General features: G+C 67.1%; 17 protein-coding genes. 8 read left to right on the top strand and 9 right to left on the bottom strand.

Annotated elements, in window-relative coordinates:
* Positions 1 to 279: 279 nt before the first annotated feature.
* From FGS76_RS03390 to FGS76_RS03360, 7 genes are all read left to right on the top strand, one after another.
* The gene (locus tag FGS76_RS03390; RefSeq protein ID WP_138771222.1) at positions 280 to 2,070 is read left to right on the top strand and encodes an acyclic terpene utilization AtuA family protein; all 1,791 of its coding nucleotides are present in this window, start codon (positions 280 to 282) and stop codon (positions 2,068 to 2,070) included.
* A gap of 132 nt (positions 2,071 to 2,202) precedes the next feature.
* Positions 2,203 to 3,072: an SDR family oxidoreductase gene (locus FGS76_RS03385; RefSeq protein WP_138771221.1), complete on the top strand. Its 870-nt coding sequence runs from the start codon at positions 2,203 to 2,205 to the stop codon at positions 3,070 to 3,072.
* A gap of 16 nt (positions 3,073 to 3,088) precedes the next feature.
* Complete coding sequence (locus FGS76_RS03380; RefSeq protein ID WP_138771220.1) at positions 3,089 to 4,699, top strand: acyl-CoA carboxylase subunit beta; 1,611 nt, start codon at positions 3,089 to 3,091, stop codon at positions 4,697 to 4,699.
* Positions 4,700 to 4,856: 157 nt separating this feature from the next.
* Positions 4,857 to 6,014: an acyl-CoA dehydrogenase family protein gene (locus FGS76_RS03375; RefSeq protein WP_138771219.1), complete on the top strand. Its 1,158-nt coding sequence runs from the start codon at positions 4,857 to 4,859 to the stop codon at positions 6,012 to 6,014.
* A 112-nt stretch (positions 6,015 to 6,126) separates the two neighbouring features.
* A complete protein-coding gene (locus tag FGS76_RS03370) occupies positions 6,127 to 6,942 on the top strand; it encodes an enoyl-CoA hydratase/isomerase family protein (protein WP_138771218.1) in 816 nt (271 codons plus the stop codon).
* A gap of 108 nt (positions 6,943 to 7,050) precedes the next feature.
* Positions 7,051 to 9,009 carry an acetyl/propionyl/methylcrotonyl-CoA carboxylase subunit alpha gene (locus FGS76_RS03365; RefSeq protein ID WP_138771217.1) on the top strand — a complete coding sequence of 653 codons (1,959 nt, stop codon included), beginning with the start codon at positions 7,051 to 7,053 and terminating at the stop codon, positions 9,007 to 9,009.
* A gap of 330 nt (positions 9,010 to 9,339) precedes the next feature.
* Positions 9,340 to 11,169 (top strand): long-chain-acyl-CoA synthetase, encoded by a 1,830-nt coding sequence (locus FGS76_RS03360; protein WP_138771216.1) that lies wholly within the window; start codon positions 9,340 to 9,342, stop codon positions 11,167 to 11,169.
* Between the two features lie 86 nt (positions 11,170 to 11,255).
* Here the strand turns inward: FGS76_RS03360 and FGS76_RS03355 are convergent, their stop codons facing one another.
* Positions 11,256 to 12,329: an AI-2E family transporter gene (locus FGS76_RS03355; protein ID WP_138771215.1), complete on the bottom strand. Its 1,074-nt coding sequence runs from the start codon at positions 12,327 to 12,329 to the stop codon at positions 11,256 to 11,258.
* A complete protein-coding gene (locus FGS76_RS03350; RefSeq protein ID WP_138771214.1) occupies positions 12,329 to 12,583 on the bottom strand; it encodes a sulfurtransferase TusA family protein in 255 nt (84 codons plus the stop codon). Before FGS76_RS03350 ends, FGS76_RS03355 begins: the two co-directional genes overlap by 1 nt.
* 66 nt (positions 12,584 to 12,649) lie before the next feature.
* Between FGS76_RS03350 and FGS76_RS03345 the strand changes: the two genes are divergently transcribed.
* On the top strand, positions 12,650 to 14,092 hold the full coding sequence (locus FGS76_RS03345) for a M48 family metalloprotease (protein ID WP_240692397.1): 1,443 nt from the start codon (positions 12,650 to 12,652) through the stop codon (positions 14,090 to 14,092).
* 79 nt (positions 14,093 to 14,171) lie between these two features.
* On the opposite strand, the gene nadA is transcribed toward FGS76_RS03345, so the two are convergent.
* The 7 genes from nadA to FGS76_RS03310 form a co-directional block, all read right to left on the bottom strand.
* The gene (gene nadA / locus FGS76_RS03340) at positions 14,172 to 15,221 is read right to left on the bottom strand and encodes a quinolinate synthase NadA (protein WP_138771213.1); all 1,050 of its coding nucleotides are present in this window, start codon (positions 15,219 to 15,221) and stop codon (positions 14,172 to 14,174) included.
* Between the two features lie 142 nt (positions 15,222 to 15,363).
* On the bottom strand, positions 15,364 to 16,629 hold the full coding sequence (locus FGS76_RS03335; protein WP_240692396.1) for an SAM-dependent methyltransferase: 1,266 nt from the start codon (positions 16,627 to 16,629) through the stop codon (positions 15,364 to 15,366).
* Positions 16,601 to 17,389 (bottom strand): DUF1365 domain-containing protein, encoded by a 789-nt coding sequence (locus FGS76_RS03330; protein ID WP_138771212.1) that lies wholly within the window; start codon positions 17,387 to 17,389, stop codon positions 16,601 to 16,603. The genes FGS76_RS03335 and FGS76_RS03330 overlap by 29 nt, the downstream gene beginning before the upstream one ends.
* Positions 17,386 to 18,636: an NAD(P)/FAD-dependent oxidoreductase gene (locus tag FGS76_RS03325; protein WP_138771211.1), complete on the bottom strand. Its 1,251-nt coding sequence runs from the start codon at positions 18,634 to 18,636 to the stop codon at positions 17,386 to 17,388. Before FGS76_RS03325 ends, FGS76_RS03330 begins: the two co-directional genes overlap by 4 nt.
* A complete protein-coding gene (locus FGS76_RS03320; protein ID WP_138771210.1) occupies positions 18,633 to 20,087 on the bottom strand; it encodes a cryptochrome/photolyase family protein in 1,455 nt (484 codons plus the stop codon). The genes FGS76_RS03325 and FGS76_RS03320 overlap by 4 nt, the downstream gene beginning before the upstream one ends.
* Positions 20,065 to 20,970, bottom strand: coding sequence for a MerR family transcriptional regulator (locus tag FGS76_RS19520; protein ID WP_240692395.1), 906 nt, complete (start codon positions 20,968 to 20,970; stop codon positions 20,065 to 20,067). Before FGS76_RS19520 ends, FGS76_RS03320 begins: the two co-directional genes overlap by 23 nt.
* A gap of 5 nt (positions 20,971 to 20,975) precedes the next feature.
* Positions 20,976 to 21,950 (bottom strand): YbgA family protein, encoded by a 975-nt coding sequence (locus tag FGS76_RS03310; RefSeq protein ID WP_138771209.1) that lies wholly within the window; start codon positions 21,948 to 21,950, stop codon positions 20,976 to 20,978.
* Positions 21,951 to 22,339 lie beyond the last annotated feature (389 nt).

The raw sequence follows: 22,339 nt of genomic DNA, 5'->3' as shown, positions 1-22,339 counted from the left end.
CGAGCCGCAAGGCCCTGCCCGCGCCCAGGGCGGCTGCAAGCCGCAAGCTACAAGCCACAGGCCCGGCAAGCCCCACCGCCCCCACCCTTTTAACTTTCAACTTTCAACTTTCAACCGGCTACTACCCGCACGGCCCACCTTCCAGCACCGCCCGACTCAAGCTTGCAACCCGTAGCTTGAAGCTTGCAGCTTGAACCTTGAAGCCGCCCCTTGCCAAACCAAGCGCTTGCTTGGTAGTGTACAAAAACCTTCGAACCACGGCAATCAGGACCCGTTTCCATGACCGAATCTGTTCGCATCGGCTGCGCCGCCGGCTTCTGGGGCGACACCAACAGTGCCGCCTTCCAACTGGTGCGTCAGGGCGACATCGACTACCTGGTGTTCGACTACCTGGCCGAAGTGACGCTGTCGATCATGGCCGGGGCGCGCATGAAAGATCCCGCCGCCGGCTACGCCCACGATTTCGTGGATCAAGTGATGGCGCCGCTGGCCAGGGAGATCCGCGACAAGAAAATCAAGGTGATCAGCAACGCCGGCGGGGTCAATCCCCGGGCCTGCCGGGATGCCCTGCGCAAGGTGTTCGAGGCCGCCGGGGTGGATCTGAAAATCGCCCTGGTGGAAGGCGACGACCTGAACGGCCGGCGCGGCGATTTCGCCGATTGCCGGGAGCTGGACGGCGGCGCGCCACTGCCGCCGATGACCGTGACCATGAACGCCTACCTGGGCGCCCTGCCGATCAAGGCCGCCCTGGACGCCGGCGCCGACCTGGTGCTGACCGGCCGCATCGCCGACTCCGCCCTGGCGCTGGGGCCGCTGATGCACGAATTCCAATGGGCGGACGACGACTACGACAAGCTCGCCCAGGGTTCCCTGTGCGGCCATGTGATCGAGTGCGGCGCCCAGTGCACCGGCGGCAACTTCACCGATTGGCGGCAGGTGCCGGACTTCCACAATATGGGGTTCCCGGTGGCCGAGTGTTACCCCGACGGCCATTTCGTGGTCACCAAACCGCCGGGCACCGGCGGCCTGGTGACCCGGGCCACGGTGGGCGAGCAGGTGCTGTATGAAATCGGCGATCCGCGTGCCTACATTCTTCCCGACGTGGTCTGTGACTTCACCGGCGTGACCCTGGAGCAGGACGGCGACCACCGGGTGCGGGTCAGCGGCGCCCGGGGCCGGCCGCCCACCGACACCTATAAGGTGTCCGCCACCTGGCCGGACGGCCAGCGCATCACCGTGTCGTTTCTGATGGCCGGCCTGGACGCCCCCGCCAAGGGGCAGGTGGTGGCCGACGCCATCCTCACCAAAACCGGCCATCTGTTCGAGCAGCTGGGGCTGGCGCCGTTCCGTGACACCAGCGTGGAGATTCTCGGCAGCGAGGCCACCTACGGCGCCCACGGCCGGCGCGGCGACACCCGCGAGGTGGTGGTGAAAATCGCCGCCCTCCACGACGACCGCAAGGCACTGGGCCTGTTTGCCCGGGAAATCGCCCAGGCCGCCACCGGCATGGCGCCGGGCCTGTCCGGGCTGGTGGGTGGCCGGCCCAAGCCGGTGCCGCGCATTCGCCTGTTCTCCACCCTGGTGCCGAAGGTGGACGTGACCGCCACCGTGGACCTGGAAGGGCAACCGGTGGAGGTGGGCGTGCCGGTGGGCGAACCGCTGGACCCGGCCACCCTGCCCGCCACCCGCGGCACCGACACCGCCGACGGGCCGGCCAGCGTGCCGCTGGTGAAACTGGCCTGGGCGCGCTCCGGCGACAAGGGCGACCACGCCAACATCGGCGTGATGGCGCGCCGGCCGGAATACCTGCCCTACCTGCGCGCGGCGCTCACCGAGCAGGCGGTGGCCGACTATATGCAGCATGTGCTGGACCCGGAACGGGGCTCCGTGAGCGGTTGGGAACTGCCCGGCTTCGACGCCTTCAACTTCCTGCTGCGCCACGCCCTGGGCGGCGGCGGCATCGCCAGCCTGCGCATCGACCCCCAGGGCAAGGCGTTCGCCCAGCAGTTGTTGGATATGCCGATCGCGGTGAGCGAAGAGATCGCCCACCAGGTAAAAACCACCCCGTAGGAGCGGCTTCAGCCGCGATCCGGCGTTAATGGTCCCGCCAACCGCCGGATCGCGGCTGAAGCCGCTCCTACAAGCCGCAAGCTGGCCGTGCCACCGGCCCAAATTAATTTTTTTGCAGTGAGGATATTCCGAATGCCCTACCGTTCCGTTTTCCGCGACGACCTGTTCGCGGACAAAACCATCATCGTCACCGGCGGTGGCTCGGGCATCGGCCGTTGTACCGCCCATGAACTGGCGGCGCTGGGCGCCCGGGTGGTGCTGATCGGCCGTAAGGAAGACAAGCTGCGCACGGTGGCCGGGGAAATTCTGGAGGACACCGGCCAGGAAGCCCTGCGCTTTGCCTGCGACATCCGCGACGAGGACAAGGTCCGTGACACCGTGGCCGCCATCTATAAGGCGGTGGGCCGGGTGGACGGCCTGGTCAACAACGCCGGCGGTCAGTTCCCCTCGCCGGTGGCGCTGATCAGCCAGAAAGGCTGGGAAACGGTGATCCGCACCAACCTGACCGGCGGTTTTCTGATGGCCCGGGAGGTGTTCACCCAGGGCATGAATCAAAACGGCGGCAGCATCGTCAACATCGTCGCCGACATGTGGGGCGGCATGCCCGGCATGGCCCATTCCGGCGCCGCCCGCGCCGGCATGGACAACTTCACCAAGACCGCCGCCCTGGAGTGGGCCTGCTGCGGCGTGCGCGTGAACGCGGTGGCGCCGGGCTGGATCGCCTCCTCGGGCATGGACACCTACCCGGAAAGCATGCAGCGCACCATCAAGACCCTGCGCGACGCGGTGCCGCTCAAACGGCTTGGCCTGGAGGCGGAAGTGTCCTCGGCGATCTGCTTTTTGCTGTGCGAGGGCGCCGCCTTTATCAGCGGCGACACCCTGCGCATCGACGGCGCCGCCAGCCAGGGCAACGTGGCCATGTTCCCGCTGCCCGATCATCGCAACTCGCGGCCCTACGACGGCTTCCACCGGGCCGTGACGCCCGCCGTGTTGAAAGACTGAACCACAAGGACACCCCATGACCGTGCTCGACTCCGTTCTCGATCCCGACAGCCAGGTCTACCAACAGAACCGCGCGGCCCTGCTGGAAGCCGTGGACGAGTTCCGCGCCATTGAACAGGCGGTGGTGGACACTGCCGAAAGCAAACGGGAAAAGTTCGAAAAACGCGGCCAGTTGCTGCCCCACGAACGGGTGGCCCGGCTGCTGGACGCCGGCTCCCCGTTTCTGAGCCTGATGAACCTGGCCGGCTACAAGATGCACGATGACCGGGACGGCACCGAGGCCGGCGGCGGCACCATCGCCGGCATCGGCTATGTAAGCGGCGTGCGCTGCCTGGTCACCGCCTCCAACTCGGCCATCAAGGGCGGCACGGTGACGCCGTCGGGCCTGCACAAAACCCTGCGCCTGCAGAAAATCGCCCTGGAAAACCGGCTGCCCATGGTGAGCCTGGTGGAATCCGGCGGCGCCAATCTGAACTACGCCTCGGAAGTGTTCGTGGAAGGCGCGCGCACCTTCGCCAACCAGGCGCGGCTGTCCGCCGCCGGCATACCGCAGATCACCGTGGTGCATGGCAACGCCACCGCCGGTGGCGCCTACCAGCCGGGCCTGTCCGATTACGTGGTGCTGGTGCGCGACCGGGCCAAGATGTTTCTGGCCGGCCCGCCGCTGCTCAAGGCCGCCACCGGCGAGATCGCCAGCGACGAGGAACTGGGCGGCGCGGAGATGCACACCGGCGTGGCCGGCACCGCCGAATACCTGGCGGAAAACGATGCCGACGGCATCCGCCACGCCCGCGACATCATGAACAAGCTGGGCCTCAAGGATCACCCCCGTGCCGCCGGCGACTGGGCCCCGCCCCGTTACGACGCCGAGCAACTGCTGGGGGTGGTGCCCGCCGATCCCAAGAAGCCCTATGACGTGCGCGAGATCATCGCCCGCATCGCCGACGATTCCGACTTTCTGGATTTCAAGAACGACTGGGACGCGGCCACCGTGTGCGGCTGGATCGACATCAAAGGCCGCACCCTGGGCGTGCTCGGCAACAACGGCCCGATCACCCCCCGGGGCGCCGCCAAGGCCGCCCAGTTCATCCAGCTCTGCGACCAGACCAACCGCCCGCTGCTGTTCCTGCACAACACCACCGGCTTCATGGTGGGCACCGACGCGGAACAGAACGGGGTTATCAAACACGGCTCGAAAATGATCCAGGCGGTGGCCAACGCCCGGGTGCCCAAAGTGTCGATCCTGGTGGGCGGCTCCTACGGCGCCGGCAACTACGCCATGTGCGGCCGTGGCCTGGACCCGCGCTTCATCTTCTCCTGGCCGAACAGCCGGGTGGCGGTGATGGGCGGCCAGCAGGCCGGCATGGTGCTGCGCATCGTCGCCGAGGCCAAACAAAAAGCCAACGGCCTGGAACCGGACGAAAAGGTGCTCGATATGCTGCAGCAAAGCACCGCCCAGAAACTGGACGCCCAATCCACCGCCCTCTACGCCACCGCGCGCCTCTGGGACGACGGCATCATCGACCCCCGCGACACCCGCAAGGTACTGGCGTATGTGTTGGATATTTTCCGGCAGGCGGAGGAACGGGATCTCCGCGCCAATACGTTTGGCGTGGCGAGGCTGTAAAAGCAGTTGAAAGTTGAAAGTTAAAAGGGCGGCTTCGTAGCCGTCAGCGTCAGCCCCTTTTAGCGGAGCCGCCCTTTCAACTTTTAACTTGTAACTTTCAACTGCCCAGACAAAAACGAAACGCTTTTAACGAACGCGAAAACCCAGGAGCAATCCCATGCTGTTTACCCAGGAACACGAGGAACTGCGCCGCACGGTGCGTAATTTTGTCGAGAAGGACATCAATCCCCATGTGCGGGAGTGGGAGGACGCCGGTCGTTTTCCGATCCATGAGGTGTTCAAGAAAATGGGCGACCTGGGGCTGCTGGGCGTCACCAAGCCGGAGGAATACGGCGGCATGGGTCTGGATTATTCCTACGGCCTGATCGTGGCCGAGGAGATCGGCGGCGCCGCCTGTGGTGGCGTGCCGCTGTCCATCGGCGTGCAGACCGACATGGCCACCCCGGCCCTGGCCCGGTTCGGTTCCGACCAGCTCAAGCGGGATTATCTGGCGCCGGCCATCGCCGGTGACATGGTGGCGTCCATCGCCGTGTCCGAGCCCCATGCCGGCTCCGATGTGGCCAACATCAAGACCAGCGCCAAGAAAGACGGCGACGACTACGTGATCAACGGCACCAAGATGTGGATCACCAACTCGCCCAGCGCCGACTTCTTTTGCCTGCTGGCCAACACCTCCGACGACAAGCCGCACATCAACAAGTCGCTGATCATCGTGCCCAAGGACGCCGCCGGCATCACCGTGGACAAGCCCCTGGATAAATTGGGCATGCGCAGCTCGGAAACCGCCCAGGTGTTTTTCGATGACGTGCGCGTGCCGCAAAGCAATCTGATCGGCCAGGAAGGCATGGGCTTCATGATGCAGATGATGCAGTTCCAGGAGGAACGGCTGTGGGGCGCCGCCAACGCGCTCAAGGGCTGTGACAACCTGATCCACGACACCATCGAGTACGCCCGCGGGCGCCAGGTGTTCGGCATGTCGTTGCTGGACAACCAGTCGGTGCATTTCAAGCTGGCGGAACTGCAAACCGAGGTGGAGCTGCTGCGCGCCCTGGTGTGGCAGGCCTGCGAGACCTACGTGAACGGCGGCGACGTGCTGCGCCTGGCGTCCATGGCCAAGCTCAAGGCCGGCCGCCTGCTGCGCGAAGTGGCCGACGGCTGCATGCAGTACTGGGGCGGCAACGGTTTCATGTGGGACAACCCGGCCAGCCAGATGTACCGCGACGGCCGCCTGGCCTCCATCGGCGGCGGCGCCGACGAGGTGATGCTGGGGATTATCTGCAAGACCATGAACATTCTGCCGGGTAAAAAGAAGTAACCGCCGGGAACAACACGCCGTAGGAGCTGCTTTAGCCGCGATTTGGTCAAGCCGTGGCGCGGATCGCGGCTAAAGCCGCTCCTACGGGGGAACCAGCACGATGGAAGAGACCATGAAGCTACCTGAAACCAAAACCCTACTCCTGACCCGTGACAAAGGCGTTCTGCACGTCACCCTGAACCGGCCGGAGGCGCGCAACGCCATGAGTCTGGCCATGGTGGAGGAGTTGCTGGCGGTGTTCGACCTGGTGGAGGCGGACGCCGGGGTGCGGGCCCTGGTGCTGCGTGGCGCCGGGGGGCATTTCTGCGCCGGCGGCGATATCAAGGACATGGCCGGCGCCCGCCAGAAAGCCGCCGGGGGCGACCCGGAGGCGTTCTTCCGGCTCAACCGCCGGTTCGGGGAAATGATCACCCGGGCCAACCGGTTGCCGGCGGTGCTGGTGGCGGTGCTGGAAGGGGCGGTGATGGGCGGCGGCTTCGGCCTGGCCTGCGTGTCCGACCTGGCCCTGGCCGCCGGTGACGCCCGCTTCGCCCTGCCGGAAACCGGGCTCGGTGTGATTCCCGCCCAGATCGCGCCGTTCGTGGTGCGCCGGGTGGGCCTCACCCAGGCCCGCCGGCTGGCGCTCACCGGCGCCCGCTTCGACGGCCACCGGGCGCTGGCCCTGGGGCTGGTGCACGAAGTGGCGGACTCCGCCGAGGAACTGGACCGCAAGCTGGCCGAGCAACTCACCCAGGTGCGCCGCTGCGCCCCCGGCGCCAACCGCGCCACCAAGGCCCTGGTGCTGGACGTGGACCAGATGCCCATGGACGAACTGCTGGACCGGGCCGCCCGGGAATTCGCCGACGCGGTGAACGGTGATGAAGGTCAGGAAGGCACACTGGCCTTCGTGCAGAAACGGGCGCCGGCTTGGGCTCAGGATCGCGACTGAAGTCGCTCCTACCATGATGGGAACTGCTGTAGGAGCGGCTTCAGCCGCGATCAAACCCAACCCACCACAACAACCACCCGGCCGCGAACAAACGACAAGGAACCACCGATGAGCTTTGAGAAAGTACTGATCGCCAACCGGGGCGAAATCGCCTGCCGGGTGATCGCCTCGGCGCAATCCCTGGGCTACCGCACGGTGGCGGTGTTCTCCGAGGCGGACGCCGACGCCCGCCATGTGGCGCTGGCCGATGAGGCGGTGTGCATCGGCCCGGCGGCGGCCACCCAATCCTATCTGAACGTGGCCGCGTTGCTGGACGCCTGCCGGCGCACCGGCGCCGACGCGGTCCATCCCGGCTACGGTTTCCTGTCGGAAAACGCGGACTTCGCCGAGGCCTGCGAGGGCGCCGGCATCGCCTTTATCGGGCCGCCGCCGGCGGCGATCCGGCTGATGGGCTCCAAGCGCCTGTCCAAGATCGCCATGCAGGAAGCCGGCGTGCCCTGCGTGCCCGGCTACCAGGGCGAGGCCCAGGACGACGACACCCTGATCCGCGAAGCGCAGCGGGTGGGCCTGCCGCTGATGATCAAGGCCAGCGCCGGCGGCGGCGGACGCGGCATGCGCGTGGTCACCGACGCCGCCGACATCGCCGCCCAGCTGAAAAGCGCCCGCCAGGAGGCGACCAACAGTTTCGGCAACGACGAACTGATCCTGGAGCGGGCGGTGGTCAATCCCCGCCATGTGGAAATCCAGGTGTTCGGCGACCGCCAGGGCAATGTGATCCATCTGGGCGAGCGGGACTGCTCGGTGCAGCGCCGCCACCAGAAGGTGGTGGAGGAAGCGCCCTCCCCGGCGGTGGACCCGGCGTTGCGCGCGCGCATGGGCGAGGCGGCGGTGAACGCCGCCCGGGCCTGCGATTACGTGGGCGCCGGCACGGTGGAGTTTCTGCTGGCGGACAACGGTGACTTCTACTTTCTGGAAATGAACACCCGGCTGCAGGTGGAACACCCGGTCACCGAGCTGGTCACCGGCCAGGATCTGGTGGCCTGGCAGCTGCGGGTGGCCGCCGGCGAACCGCTGCCGCTCAGCCAGGAGCAGGTGACCATCACCGGCCATGCCATGGAGGTGCGCCTGTACGCCGAGGACCCGGCGCGCAACTACCTGCCGCAAACCGGCACCGTGGGGCGCTGGCGCCCGGGCCGGGGCGAAGGGGTGCGGGTGGACCACGGCCTGGTGGACGGCGCCCGGGTGGGCAGCCACTACGACCCGATGCTGGCCAAGATCATCGCGGTGGGCGCCAGCCGGGACGAGGCCCGCCGGCGGCTGCTGCGCGCCGTGGAAGAGACCGAATTGATGGGGCTGGACGACAACCGCCGTTTCCTGGCGGCGATTCTGCGCCATCCAAGCTTCGCCGCCGGCGACGCCACCACCGCCTTTATCGGCGGTGATTTCGCCGACGACCCGGCGCTCAGTCCGCTGGCGCCACCGGCGGCGCTGTGGGGGCTGGCGGCGCTGCTGCTGGGCCGGCAGGGCCCGTCCCGCTCGGCGCCGGGCGGCCCGGGCTACGCCGGCTGGCATTCCAGCGGCCTGGGCGCCCAGCCGCTGGTGCTGGCCGCCGCCGGCGAGGAACGCACCCTCTATCTGACCCCGGACGGGCTGCGCGACGGCCCGGACCTGACCCTGGAGCGGGTGGACCCGGACGGCGGCCTGGTGGCCACCCTGGACGGCGTGCGCCGGCACTATCGCTGGTGGCGGGACGGCGCCCGGCTGTGGCTGCAGGACGGCACCCTGCGGGTGCGGTTCGAGGACCATACCCACCGCGCCGGGGCCGGTGTGGACGGCCCCGGGTCCGGCCGGATTCAGGCGCCGATGGACGGCGCGCTCACCGAGGTGGCCGTGGCGACGGGCGATCGGGTCACCCGCGGCCAAGTTATCGCGGTACTGGAAGCGATGAAAATGGAGCACTCTTTGACGGCGGATTGCGATGGCGTGGTGGCGGCGGTGGACGCCACCGCCGGTGCCCAGGTTCGCCGCCAGCAACTGTTGGTCACCGTGACCCCCGACCAGCCGTAACCTCCTCGGGACCGGAGGAATTGTCACCGGATGACAAGTGGGCGAAGCTCCCGTGGCGGGACCATAGTGCCAAAATGTGCTTCAATAACCCCGGCTTCGGCGCGACTCACGGGTCGCGTTCAGGGCCCGGGTTTGCTTGCTGGTATACGAAGCGGGGGTTAAGGTATCCCCGCTTTCACGGCCCAGCGGGCGCCCTTTGCAACGCTTTCAGAGCCTGTTCACACAAGAGGTACAGGCTTTGTTACGGTGGCCCCCGGTAAGCGAGTGGCCGCCAACCCGAGCTCCCGGCACGATCCGGGCATTCCAAGAACACGGATTAATGGAGACCCCATGAGCAACGCCGACGTAATTACGTTGCCCAAGCTGCTGTCCAAGGTGCCCGAAGTGATCGGCAATCTGCCCGGTCTGATCAAGGGCTCGAAAATGAGCAAGAACACCGACGCCACCACCCCGCTGGGGCTGGGCGTGGCCTTCGAGCATGCCACCGAGCAAAACCCCAATGGTATCGCCATTCTCTACGAGGACCGGGAGCTCACCTACAAGCAGTTCAACGCCTGGGCCAACCGCATCGCCGATTACCTGGCCTCCATTGGTCTGAAGAAAGGCGACACCGTGGCGGTGGACATCGAGAACCGCCCGGAGCTGCTGGCCACCGTGCTGGGCTGCGCCAAGCTGGGCGTGTGCGCGGCGCTGCTCAATACTTCCCAGAAAGGCAAGGTGCTGGTGCACAGCGTCAACCTGGTGGAGCCCAAGGCGGTGATCGTCGGCGAGGAACTGGTGGAGACCATCCAGGAAATCCGTGACGAACTGGACCTGAAGAAAAACTTCTTCTTCCTCGCCGACCAGGACACCCTGGCCAACCCGGGCACCGCGCCGGAGGGGTTCACCAACCTGGCCACCGAGATCAAGGATTGCTCCAGCGAGAATCCGGCCAGCACCCACCAGACCTTCCTGAACGATCCGCTGTTCTACATCTACACCTCCGGCACCACCGGCCTGCCCAAGGCGGTGGTGTTCAAACACGGCCGCTGGGAAAAAGCCTACGGCGCCTTCGGTTTCTCCGCCGTGCGTCTCGGCAAGGACGACCGGTTGTACTGCACCCTGCCCTTCTACCATGCCACCGGCATGGTGATCTGCTGGGCCTCGGTGATCGCCGGCCACGGCGGCCTGGCGGTGGCCCGCAAGTTCTCCGCCAGCCGTTTCTGGGACGACGTGCGTAAGCACAACTGCACCGCCTTCGGCTATGTGGGCGAGCTGTGCCGCTACCTGCACGAGCAGCCGGAGAAGCCGGACGACGCCAACAACCCGGTGCGGGTGATCGTCGGCAACGGCCTGCGCCCGAGCATCTGGAAGCAGTTCAAGAACCGCTTCGACATCGAGCGCGTGGTGGAGCTGTACGCCTCCTCCGAGGGCAACGTGGCGTTCACCAATGTGTTCAACTTCGACAACACCGTGGGCTTCTCGCCGGTCAGCTACGCCATCGTCAAATACGACAAGGAAGCGGACAAGCCGGTGCTGGATAAGAAAGGCCACATGATCAAGGTGAGCAAGGGCGAATCCGGCCTGATGCTCGGCGAGATCACCGACAAGACCCCGTTCGACGGCTACACCGACCAGGAAAAAACCGAGAAGGCGATCTTCCGGGATGTGTTCAAGAAGGGCGACGCCTGGTTCAACACCGGCGACATGATGCGCGACATCGGCTTCCGCCATGCCCAGTTCGTGGACCGCCTGGGTGACACCTTCCGCTGGAAGGGCGAGAACGTGTCCACCACCGAGGTGGAGCAGATTCTCGACGGCGCCGACGAAGTGGTGGAGTCCGTGGTTTACGGGGTGGAAATCCCCGGCACCAACGGCCGCGCCGGCATGGCGGAACTGCGCCTGGACCGGGCCCATGGCGAGGTGGACTGGGCCGCATTCACCGCCGGCCTGCAACGGGATCTGCCCCCCTACGCGATCCCGGTGTTCCTGCGTATCACCGACCACGGCGTGGAAACCACCGGCACCTTCAAGCACCAGAAAAACAAACTCAAGGAAGAGAAGTACGACCTGAACCAGGTGGACGATCCAGTCTACGTGCTGCTGCCCGGCGAAAGCGCCTACCAGCCGCTTACCCCGGAAATCCAGCAAGGCATCGACGGCGGTCAGTACCGATTCTGACGCCTTTTATCGCGGCTAAAGCCGCTCCTACAACGACCACGCTGTAGGAGCGGCCGGGCGGCGTACCGCTTCAGCCGCGATCCCCCCTACCCCTCCGGTTCCGCCGGCAACGGCCGGCGCGGCCAGGCGTTGATCACCGCCTTGAGCAGCGTGGCCAGCGGAATGGCGAAGAACACTCCCCACAGCCCCCAGATGCCACCGAAGAACAGAATGGCGGTAATGATCGCCACCGGGTGCAGATTGACCGCCTCGGAGAACAGCAACGGCACCAGAATATTGCCGTCGATAAACTGAATCACCCCGTACACCACCATCACCAGGGCAAAATCACCGCTCCAGCCGAACTGCAGGTAGCCCACCGCCGCCACCGGCAGGGTGACGATGGTGGCGCCGATATAGGGAATCAGCACCGAGAAGCCCACCAGTACCGCCAGCAGCACGGTGTAATTGAGCCCCAGGAACAGGAACGCCAGGAAGGTGGTGGCCCCCACCAGCAGGATCTCCACCGCCTTGCCACGCACATAGTTGGCGATCTGCTGGTCCATCTCGTCCCAGACATGGGACAGAATGCGCCGACGCTGCGGCAGAAAGCCCAGCAGCCAGCCCACCAGCAGTTGCCGGTCCTTGAGAAAGAAGAACACCAGCACCGGCACCAGCACCAGGAACACCAGGATATCCAGCACGTTGGGGATCGACGACAGCGACAGGGTCAGCACCGACTGGCCGAACTGGGCCATCTCCCGCTGGGTCACGTTGACCAGGGTGTTGACCTGCTCCATGGACACCATTTCCGGGTAGCGGTCCGGCAGCGCCCGCAGCCAGGTCTCCGCGTTGTGCACGATGTAGGGCAACTGGTCGCGCACCAGCAACACGGTCTGCCGCCACACCATCGGCATCACCACCACCAGCACCATGGTCAGCGCCGCCAGAAACAGCAGGAACACCAGATTCACGGACAGCCTGGTGGGCAGCCCCAGGCGGGTGAGTTGGGTGACCAGCCCCTGCATCAGGTAGGCCAGCACCAGCGCGGTGAGCACCGGCGCCAGCATGCCGCCGAACAGCACCACCACGGCGAAGCCCACCACCAGCACCACCAGCAGGTAGACCGCCTCGTCGTCGGAGAACCAGGTATTGAACCAACCCTTGAGCACGTCCAGCATCAGCGCGCCCCTTGTCGCGCGGCGTCTTCCTCGCCACGGCGAATCACAAAGCGAAACTCGCCCTGGTGGTCGTCGTGGCGAACCAGCTCATGGGGAGATTGTCGAAGGTAGGCGGGAATGTCCCGTGCCGAGCCGGCATCGCTGGCCGCCACCTCAAGCAGAGACCCGACCGGCAGGCCACGCAGAGCCTGGCGGGTCTTCAGCAACGGCAGCGGGCAGTTCAGCCCTCGGGCATCCAAAAATGTTGTTTCCATGGTGTGATCCTTGCGCCGGGGCCGTCATTATAAGGTACTGATCAATATAGTTCAGAGGAGTTCACTTTGATCGCCGTCACCCGTCTGAGCCTGCTTTTCCTGCTGTGCCTGCTGTCGGCGGCGGGCCAGGCGCAGTCCGCCAACGATCTGCCGGAACTGGGCGACCCCACCGTGGCGGTGATGTCCCCGGACCAGGAACATCGCCTGGGCCGCGCCTGGCTGCGCCAACTGCGCGGCCAGACACCGATCATGGATGATGCCCTGGTTCAGGAGTATGTGGAAAGCCTGGTCTACCGGCTGGCCTCCTACAGTGATCTGAACGAACCGGATCTGGCCATAGTGGTGATCAACAGCAGCGCCATCAATGCCTTCGCGGTGCCCGGCGGGGTGATCGGCCTGAACGCGGGGCTGTTCCTCAATGCCGAATCCGAGGACGAGGTGGCCGGCGTGGTGGCCCACGAAATCGCCCACGTCAGCCAGCGTCATTTTGCACGCCGCTATCTGGATTCCAAACGTCGTGGCCCGGCGGTGCTGGCCGCCATGCTGGCCAGTATCGCCCTGGCGGTGGCCGGCGCCGCCGACGCCGGCATGGCCGGCATGGCCGCCACCCAGGCGGCCTCGATCCAGTCGCAGCTGGCCTACTCCCGGCAGAACGAATACGAAGCCGACCGGGTGGGCATGCAGACCCTGGCCAACGCCGGCATGGACCCCTCCGCCATGCCGCGCTTCTTCGAGCGCATGCTGGAACAGCAGCGCTACGCCGGCGATCCGCCGGAGTTTCTGCTTACTCACCCACTCACCGAGGAACGGGTGGCGGATTCCCGCGCCCGGGCGCGCAACCTGCCGCACCCGGAGACCGCCCCCAGCCTGCCCTTCGAGCTGGTGCGCGCCCGCGTCCAGGCCCGCTATTTCGAAACCCCGGAACGGGCCCGCCAGTATTTTCAGGAGCGCCTCAAGAAGGTCAGCGGCCTGGAGGCCCAGGCGGCCCGCTACGGCCTGGCGCTGACGGAACTGCGCGCCGACCGCTATGACGCGGCCCGCAAGGCGTTCAACGACCTGATCGCCGATGAGGACGGTTTCCAGCCCTGGTATCAGCTCGGCCTTATGGAAGTGGATCTGGACCAGGGCCGCTACCCGGCGGTGATCGAGCGCGGCCGCCGGCTGCTGGACGTGAATCCGCGAGACTACGCCACCTCCCTGGTGATGGCCCGCGCCTATCTGCTCTCCAAGCAACCGGAGCAGGCGTTGCCGCTGCTGGAGCCGCTGGTGCTGTCCCGCCCCGGCGACCCGGGTGTCTGGTCCATGGCCGCCGATGCCTGGGGCAACACCGGCGACCAGGCCCGGGCCCACCGGGCCCGGGCCGAGGTGCTGTTCCTGCGCGGCCGGGACGACCAGGCGTTGCGGCAAATGGAGTTCGCGCTCAAGGAAGCCGGCGATCAGTTCTCCCTGCGCAGCAAGCTGACCGCCCGAGGGGATGAGATGGAGCGGCTGTCGACGGAGGAGTTCTAGGCGGGGGCTATCGCGGCTGAAGCCGCTCCTACAACACACTGACACTGTAGGAGCGGCTTCAGCCGCGATGTCGGGTTGGCTATTTTTTCAGGCTGGCGCCGAAATCGAGCATGCGGTCCAGGGGCTTCATGGCTTTTGCCGCCAGGGCCGGGTCGACGAAAATTTCCTGGCCGCAGCCGTTGTCGTCTTCCAGCACCGCCAGGGTGTTTTCCAGGCCGTTCATGGCCATCCATGGGCAGTGGGCGCAGCTGCGGCATTGGGCGCCGCTGCCGCCGGTGGGCGCTTCCACGAAGGTCTTGTGCGGCGCCAGTTGCTGCATCTTGTAGAAGATGCCCTTGTCGGTGGCGACGATAAAGCGGTCGTTGGCCATCTCGGTGGCGGCCTTGATCAGCTGCGAGGTGGAGCCCACCACGTCGGCGATCTCCACCACCGCCGCCGGCGATTCCGGGTGCACCAGCACCGCCGCGCCCGGGTGGGCGGCCTTCAGGTCGAGCAGCCCCTGGGCCTTGAATTCCTCATGGACGATGCAGGCGCCGTCCCAGCACAGCACGTCGGCGCCGGTCTTGGCGCGCACATATCTGCCCAGGTGTTTGTCCGGGGCCCACAGGATTTTTTCGCCGCGCTGGTCCAGGTATTCGATCAGTTCCACCGCGATGGACGAGGTCACCACCCAGTCGGCGCGGGCTTTCACCGCCGCCGAGGTATTGGCGTAGACCACCACGGTGCGGTCCGGGTGCTGGTCGCAGAAGGCGGCGAACTCATCCTCCGGGCAGCCGATGTCCAGGGAGCAGGTGGCTTCCAGGGTGGGCATGAACACCCGCTTCTCGGGGCTGAGAATCTTGGCGGTCTCGCCCATGAAGCGCACGCCTTCCACGATCAGCGTGCTGGCCGGGTGGTCGCGGCCGAAGCGGGCCATCTCCAGGGAGTCGGCCACGCAGCCGCCGGTTTCCTCGGCCAGGGCCTGGATTTCCGGGTCGGTGTAATAGTGCGCCACCATCACGGCGTCGCGCTGCTGTAACCGTTCCTTAATGCGGCGCCGGTACAGTGCGCGTTGATCGTCGGTGAGTTCGGGCTGATCCCCGGTGCCCGCCAGATGGGCGCGCACGATCTCTTGAGCCTGTGCAGTCATACGGCAATACCGCCCCGGATAGGGGGCTTTGTTCTGGGTCTTGGGACACCGCCGGCGGGGTGGCCACCGGGGCGCGGACGGCAAACTATACCATATTGATCAGGGCCGCACCCCGGCCATGGTCAAAAGCGACGCAGGCCGCTCAGTTCAGCCGTTGCCGGGGGCGGTAACCGGGCCCCGCCGCCAGCAGATGCACGGTGCTGATGGCGCGCTCCATGAAGGCCCCCTGGCAGTAGCACAGATAGTAATCCCACATCCGGCAGAAGCGATCGTCGAAGCCCAGCTCGCGGATGCGGGGCAGCGCGCGCAGGAAGCGCTCGCGCCAGTCCGCCAGGGTGCGGCCGTAGTGTTCACCGATATCGTCCAGGGCCAGCGGCATCAGCGCGGTGTTGTCGCGCAGCCCCTGACACATCACCGACACCGACGGCAGGAAGCCGCCCGGGAAAATATAGCGCTTGATGAAATCCACCCGGTCACGGGCATAACGGTAGCGCTGGTCGGGCACGGTGATGGCCTGCAAAAGCAGCAGCCCGTCGGGCTTGAGCCGCTCGCCCAGCACCCGGAAATAGCCGTCCAGATACTGGTGCCCCACCGCCTCGATCATCTCCACGGACACCACCCGGTCGTACTTGCCGTCCAGGTCGCGGTAGTCCTTTTCCAGCACCTCGATACGGTCTTCCAGGCCGGCGGCGCGCACCTGCTCGCGGGCGTAGCGGGCCTGTTCCCGGGAAATGGTGGTGGTGGTCACCCGCACGCCATGGTGGCGGGCGGCGTACAGGGCCAGCCCGCCCCAGCCGGTGCCGATCTCCAGCAGGTGCTGGCCGGGGGCCAGCTCCAGGCGCTGGCAGATCCGTTCCAGCTTGTACTCGGAGGCGGTTTCCAGGTCCGCGTCCACCTCCGGGTAGACCGCGCTGGAGTACATCATGCTGCGGTCCAGGAACAGGGCGAAGAAGTCGTTGCCCAGGTCGTAATGGGCGGCGATGTTGCGGCGCGAGCCCGCCGGCGAGTTGCGATTGAGGGTGTGCAGCAGCTTCAGGGCCGGCCGGGCCAGCAGCGCGGCGCCGGCTTCCATGGCTTGCATGGCCTCCACGTTGGCGGCGAAATAGCGGATCACCGCCAGCAAATCCGGGCTGTCCCAGGCGCCGGCCATATAGGCTTCCGCCGCGCCCAGGGAGCCGCCGGTCATCATTGCCCGGTAGGTGTCCCAGTGGTGGATTTCGATCTCCGCGCCGAAATATGCCGCGTCGCCGATCACCACCACTTCCCCGTCCGGCTCGCGCAGCGTCACGCCGCCGTGGGGCAGCTTCGCCAGGTGCGCCTGCACCTGCTTTCTCGCCACACCCTGCATCCAGGACGGGCGCTGAGTCGCCAGGGCTTTTTCACCGTCCATCATGTGTTTTGTCTCCATTCTCACCGTCCCCGTCCCCGGCGCCAGGGTGCGCGTACACCCGCACGCCCTTGCGCCAGAGTTTCCAAGCCTGCCAGTAAATCCCCGCCAGGGTGCGAACCCCCTGGGCCCCGAAGCGGGCGATCACCGCCGTCATCGCCGGCGGGCGGGCCTCGAGCATGGCCAGATCCAGGCCGGCGGCGAACACCGTCTGCTCACCGTCCTGGTCCCGCAACGTTAGGCGGAAGGCGGGAAATAGGGCGTGAAGGGTCCAGTGGTAGCGCAACGCCAGGGGTAAAAACGGCGACACGTGGAAGGTTTTGTCGTGTTCGACCACCTGATCCCCGTTCTCCTGACGGAACCGCAGCGGGTAGAAATGCCGCTCCCGCCAGGGGGTGTTACGCACCTCCGCCAGCGCCGCATCCGGCTTGTCCTCGCCATCGGCGAAATGGAAATACAGCACCAGCGGATTGAACAACACGCCGAAGGTGCGCCACTGGCCAAGCATGCAGACCCGGCCGGCGCTCCAGTCCAGGCCCAGCTCGGCGGCCTTGGCGCGCACTTTGTGGTCCAGGGGGAGGTCCTGCGGATCGACGAAATCCCGATCCCGGAAGGTCACCGGCCGCCAGCGGCGCCCCCAGCCGGGGTGGCGCCGAACCAGTTCATCGGTGGCATCCAGGTCACACCACACCAGCCACAGCGGATAGCGGAAGCGGTGGTCCACCGGGGTGAAGCGGCGGTGCCAGACATGGCCCCGGGCCAGCGCGAAACGGGGAATCACGGCGCGCCCTCCAGACCCTTGACCACCGCCAGCGCCGAGGCCACCCCGTCCTCGTGGAAACCGTTGCGGCACCAGGCCCCGCAGAACCAGGTGCGGCGGGCACCGTTGTCCGCCAGCAGGGTGTCGCGGGCCGCCAGCCCGTCCAGGGTGAACAGCGGATGGTCGAAACGCACCCGGTGCAGCACCCGTTGCGGATCGATGCGGTCGCCGGCGTTGAGCGTTACACAGAAGGTTTCCGGCGCCTCCAGGCCCTGCAGGATGTTCATGTTGTAGGTGACCTGCACCGGCTGGTCGTCGCCGGCCTCGCCGAGCAGCGCGTTCCAGCTTGACCAGACCCGCCGCTGGCGGGGCAGCAGCCGGGTGTCGGTGTGCAGCACCACGTCGTTGCTTTGGTACGGCAGCCGCGCCAGGCAGTCCCGCTCGCGCGGGTCCGGGTCGGCCAGCAGAGCCCGGGCCTGGTCGCTGTGGCAGGCCAGGATCACCTGGTCGAAGCGCTCGCTGGCGCCGTCCAGGGTCAGGGTCACGCCCTGTTCATCGCGGCGTACCTGACGCACCGGCGTGGCGGTGCGGATCTGCGCCTGGCAGCGCTGCCGGAGGGCGGTCACATAGCTGCGCGATCCGCCGGGCACCACGTACCACTGCGGGCGATTGCGCAGGGCCAGCAGGCCGTGATTGATAAAGAAGCGCACGAAAAAACGGGCCGGAAACGCCTCCATCTGCGCCAGGGAACAGGACCAGATGGCGCCGCCCATGGGCAGGATGTAGTGGCGCCGGAACGCTTCGCCGTAGCCCCGGGCGCGCAGGTACTCGCCCAGGGGCAGCTCGCCCTGGCTCTGCTCCAGCAGTGCCGGCGCTTCCCGGTTGAAGCGCAGAATGTCGGCGAGCAGACGCCAGTGGCCGGGGCGCAGCCAGTTGCGGCGCTGGCCGAAAAAGCCCGCCAGGCCGTCGCCGCAGTATTCCACCCCGCTGGCCGCGTCGCTCACCGCGAAGCCCATGGCGGTGGGCTGGCGGCCGATGCCCAGTTCCGACAGCAGCGCTTCGAAGTTCGGGTAGGTGCGGTCATTGAAGACAATAAAGCCCATGTCCACCGCATAGTCGCCGTGGTCCCGGTGCACGTCCAGGGTGTAGGTGTGGCCGCCGGGCTCCGGTTCCGCCTCGAACACCGTGACCTGGTGCCGCTCGCCCAGATACCAGGCGGCGGTCAGACCACTGATGCCGGCGCCGATCACCGCGATACGCTGGCTCATTGGCCGCCCTCCTGCTGGCGCCAGGCGTCACCGGCCTGGCGGAACGCTTGCTGAACGTGTTCCTTGACGCCCTTGTGGGCGACGATGGGCGCCGGGTAGTCCGGGCACAGCAGCGGCTGGGTCCAGGGTTCGTGGATGCTGTCATTGTCCAGTTCGGCCAGCTCCGGCACATAGCGGGCGATAAAGCGGCCGTCCGGATCGAAACGCTGGCTCTGGCGGATCGGGCTGAACACCCGGAAGTATGGGGCGGCATCGGTGCCGGTGGAGGCACTCCATTGCCAGCCGCCGTTGTTGCTGGCGAAATCGCCATCGATAAGATGCTGCATGAAAAAGCGTTCGCCCCTGTGCCAGTCGATAAACAGATGCTTGCTGAGAAACATGGCGGTCAACATGCGCAGCCGGTTGTGCATCCAACCGGTACGCACCAGTTGCCGCATGGCGGCGTCCACCAGCGGGTAACCGGTGCGGCCCTCGCACCAGGCTTGAAAATGCCCGTCGTTGTCGTTCCATTGCAACAGCCGGGTTTCCGGTCGGAACGGCGCGCCGGTGGCCAGCGCCGGAAAGCGGTGCATGATCTGGCGGTAAAAGTCGCGCCAGGCCAGTTCGCCGATCCAGGTGGCGGCGCCTTCCCGGGCGCCGCTGTCGGCCAGCGCCCGGCGCGCCGCCAGGTAGGCGTCCAGGGGCGCCAGGGTGCCGGCGGACAGGGCCGTGGACAGGCCGCTGGTGCCCGGCTCGGCGGGAAAGTCCCGGTAGCGTTTGTAGTCGCCCAACTGATGCTCCACGAAGTCGTAGAGCTGCCGGTAGGCGGCGGCTTCCCCGGGCCGCCAGGGCCGGGTCAGGCTCTCCGGCAGGTCCAACCCGTCGCGCAGCGCCGCCACCCGGTCACGGCCATGGAAACGGCCCTGGTTCGAGGAGCCGGACGGCTGCGGCCAGGCGGGCTCCGGCACCGCGCACCGGTCGGCGTCGTCCATCCACTGGTCCCAGCGTTTCTTGTAGGCGGTGAACACGGTATAGGGCGTGCCCTTGCCGGTGCTCAGGGTGCGCGGCGGCACCAGCACGCCGTCGTCGAAACCGTGCAGCCGCACCCCGTCCTGCTCCAGCCGCCGGGCCACCGCCCGGTCCCGGTTCAGCTCGTTGAGCGGGTACTCCCGGTTGCAGAAAATTTCCCGAACGCCGTGCTCGGCCACGAAGCCGGCCAGGGTGTCCGCGGCGCCGTCGAAGTCACCGGCGTCCAGCACATGCAGATCGATGCCCTTGGCGGCCAGGTTGTCACCCAGTTCCAGCAGGCTTTCCAGCACATACCAGCGGCGCAGCGGCGCCACCTCGTGCTGGTCCCACTGCCGCGGGCACAACAGATACAGGGCGATCACCGGATCGCCGCCGGCCAGCGCCTGGGTCAGGGGCGTGTGCCCGTGACAGCGCAAGTCGTTACGAAACCACACCAGTCGCACCGGCGTCTCCTCTTGCAGGGGTATCTTGAAGCCCGCTCTGGTCGAGCCCGGCGCCCAGGGCGTCCCAGGCGGCGTACAGCGCGGCCCGGTCACCGGGCACCCGCCGCAACCAGGGCGGGGTGATCAATTCGTCGGTGAGCGCCGGGCCGGTGCACCAGACCGGCAGGCCGGGGGCGGCGTCGGCGGGCCACAGCTGCTCCGCCCGGCGCCGGCCCGGATGTTCGCCGAGCACCCACAGCACCCCGCGGGTGCGCGGGTCCGCCAGCCACGGCGCCAGGGCGCCCCAGGCCGGCGCCTCCTCCAGGCACCAGACCGGCACGCCGCGCGGCACCGCCCGGCTCAGCGCCGGCAGCGGATTACCCACCGCCAGCACCAGCCAGGCCGGGTCGGCACGGCCGGGGGCCAGCGCCAGCGCCCGGCCACCCAGCTTCTGGCGCAAAAAACTGTCCAGCAACGAGCGGGCGGCGGTGCCGTCCGGCCGGGCCCGCAGATGCTCGCGCAACGGGTCGCAGCAGTGCGTGAGGACCTTGTCCAGCGCGTAGTCGGCCACCTGGCGCTGGAACCACTGCTCCAGGCGCGGCAGATTGCGCGCCTCCAGGGCCGCCAAGGCCTCCTCCACGGCGGACCGCCAGGGATCACCGGCCAGCACCGGGCCGCCCTCCCCGTCCAGCACCGCCCGCACCTGACTGATCGGCAGGCCCCGCTCCAGCCAGCCCAACACCCGGCGGATACGGTCCAGATCCTCATCGCTGTAGCGGCGATGGCCACGGGCGGTGCGCGCCGGGCGAATCAGCCCGTAGCGCCGCTCCCAGGCGCGCAGGGTCACCGGCAGCACGCCGGTACGCTCGCTGATCGCCTGGATGCTGTAGTCGTTGCTCGCCATGGGGGTCATACCCGGTTGCGGAGGCCGAGGGCGTCCGGATAGGGGTTCAGGTAGTCCTGCAGCGCCAGATAGGGCTGCGCCACCTTGCGTTGGGCGCCGCGCAGCAGGGTCATGGGCACCACCAGGGGCACGTCGCCACGGTGATAGGCGTCGATCTGCTCATGCAGCAGGTGCCGGTCCGCGTCGTCCAGGTGGTCGCGCAGGAACCCGGCCAGGTGGAGCATGGCGTTGACGTGGGCGCCCGGGGAAACCTGCCTGGCCATGGCCGGCATGAAGGCGCCGATATAGTCGTCGGCGATCTCCTCCAGCGGCCGGCTCTTGAGGTCCGCCAGCAGCGGGCCCAGGCGCCGGTAGGTGACCTCGCTGTGGGCCAGCAACTGGAATTTGTGGCGGCTGTGAAAACCGATCAGCCCCTTGGCGGTGAGCCCGGCCTCGCGCAGGCGGCGCCAGTCGTCGTAAACGAACACCCGCTCCACGAAGTTCTCACGCAGACGGTCGTCGTTGAGGCGGCCCTCCTCCTCCACCGGCAACAGCGGATAGCGCGCCATCAGGGCGGCGGCGAACAGGCCGCTGGCATCCCGTCGCCCCACTTCGCCGTCCTCCCGGTACACGCGGATACGCGCCATGCCACAGCTGGGCGACTTGGCCATCAGCACGAAACCGCGCAGCCCGGCCAGCCCCTCCAGGGTGCGGTCCACGAAGCCGTTCATCAGGTCGGTGAAATCCTGCTCCCCACGGGTGGCCTTCAGGCGCACGCCCTGGTCGGTATCCACCAGATGCATAGCCTGGCGGGGCGCGCCCAGGCCGGCGCCCATCTCCGGGCACAGGGAATGGAAATCGAAATAGCGGGACAGCACCTCGGTGCAGTAGCGGGAGTGCTTGTGGCCACCGTCGTGGCGCACCTCCTGGCCCTGAAGGCAGGCGCTGATGCCCACCGGAATACGGTCGTCCTGAGGTTTGGCGTGGTGCTCGCGATCCATGGCGTGGTACCTGTACAAGTGGTCGTTCTTGTACAAGTTTCAGGCCGCCATGATGAAAACACCGTGAAGCCAAGCGGCCTGATTTCGCCCCCGAACACATTTAAATCTGTTTTACACACGGCGGCGAAAAATCATGAGACAGTAAATCTGCGTCGCCGGCCACGGATGGTCACCGCCTCCCCCAGGGCGTTAAGCGACGCATATCCCCCTTCCTTCAGGCAATGAAGGAACCCCCAAGGCCACCTCCCCCCGGGTGGCCTTTTTTTTGGTTCATCGCACTTTGGCGGGAAATCGATGCGAGGGGTCTCTATCCGGGACGCGGATCTGTGTGGGTGCCTTCCGGGATCGCTCAAGCCGTCCCTGGGCGCTCCCGTTTTTGGCATCCCTGC

Source organism: Alloalcanivorax gelatiniphagus (assembly GCF_005938655.1).
Lineage (GTDB): Bacteria > Pseudomonadota > Gammaproteobacteria > Pseudomonadales > Alcanivoracaceae > Alloalcanivorax > Alloalcanivorax gelatiniphagus.
This window is presented reverse-complemented; position numbering and strand designations above follow the sequence as displayed.